Source organism: Mesorhizobium sp. B2-4-19, assembly GCF_006441315.1.
Taxonomy (GTDB): Bacteria; Pseudomonadota; Alphaproteobacteria; order Rhizobiales; family Rhizobiaceae; genus Mesorhizobium.
This window is the reverse complement of the sequence record NZ_VFUV01000045.1, coordinates 1-1,470: the sequence shown is the minus strand read 5'-3', so window position 1 is coordinate 1,470 and position 1,470 is coordinate 1. Positions and strand designations below refer to the sequence as shown.

General features: G+C 69.7%; 1 protein-coding gene. It reads left to right on the top strand.

Annotation, left to right across the window (positions count from 1 at the left end):
- Positions 1-1,470, top strand: a 1,470-nt coding sequence (locus tag FJ546_RS31035; protein WP_210243132.1) for a VCBS domain-containing protein, incomplete at both ends; no start/stop codon positions are given.

Below are 1,470 nucleotides of genomic sequence, written 5' to 3'. Positions count from 1 at the left end.
ATCAACGGCACCAATGACACCCCCACGATCACCGGCGACACCACGGGTGCGGTCGTCGAAGCCGGCAATGCCGATCCCGGCACCGTGATTGCCAACACGACCTCGACCGATCCGGGCGCGCCGACGCCCGGCACGCCGACGGTGAGCGGCACGCTGACCGCGCACGATCCCGACGCGGGCGCCACGGCCACCTGGAGCGGCAATGCCGCCGGCACCTATGGCAGCTTCGCCGTCAACCCGACCACGGGCGTGTGGACCTACACGCTGGACAACAGCAAGCCCGCCACCAACGCGCTGGCCGAAGGCGCCAGCGTGACCGAGACCTTCACCGTGACGGTGACGGACGACAAGAACGCGACCTCCACCCAGAACGTGACCGTCACCATCACCGGCGCCAACGACAGCCCGGTCATCAGCTATGCGGCGGGCAACGCGGCCGGCGGCGTGACCGAAGACGGCACGCTGACCACGGGCGGCCAACTGGCCTCGGCAGATCCCGACACCGGCCACACCGCCACCTGGAGCGTCAGCCCCAACAGCCCGCAAGGCACCGGCACGGCTTACGGCACCTTCAGCGTCAACAGCAGCGGCCAGTGGAGCTACACCCTCAACAACGCCAGCGCCGCCGTCCAGGGGCTGGCCCAGGGCCAGAGCGTGACCGAGACCTACACGGTGCGCGTCACCGACGACAAGGGCGCCTGGGACGACCAGCAGGTCACCGTCGTCATCAACGGCACCAACGACACCCCCACGATCACCGGCGACACCACGGGTGCGGTCGTCGAAGCCGGCAATGCCGATCCCGGCACCGTGATTGCCAACACGACCTCGACCGATCCGGGCGCGCCGACGCCCGGCACGCCGACGGTGAGCGGCACGCTGACCGCGCACGATCCCGACGCGGGCGCCACGGCCACCTGGAGCGGCAATGCCGCCGGCACCTATGGCAGCTTCGCCGTCAACCCGACCACGGGCGTGTGGACCTACACGCTGGACAACAGCAAGCCCGCCACCAACGCGCTGGCCGAAGGCGCCAGCGTGACCGAGACCTTCACCGTGACGGTGACGGACGACAAGAACGCGACCTCCACCCAGAACGTGACCGTCACCATCACCGGCGCCAACGACAGCCCGGTCATCAGCTATGCGGCGGGCAACGCGGCCGGCGGCGTGACCGAAGACGGCACGCTGACCACGGGCGGCCAACTGGCCTCGGCAGATCCCGACACCGGCCACACCGCCACCTGGAGCGTCAGCCCCAACAGCCCGCAAGGCACCGGCACGGCTTACGGCACCTTCAGCGTCAACAGCAGCGGCCAGTGGAGCTACACCCTCAACAACGCCAGCGCCGCCGTCCAGGGGCTGGCCCAGGGCCAGAGCGTGACCGAGACCTACACGGTGCGCGTCACCGACGACAAGGGCGCCTGGGACGACCAGCAGGTCACCGTCGTCATCAACGGCACCAATGAC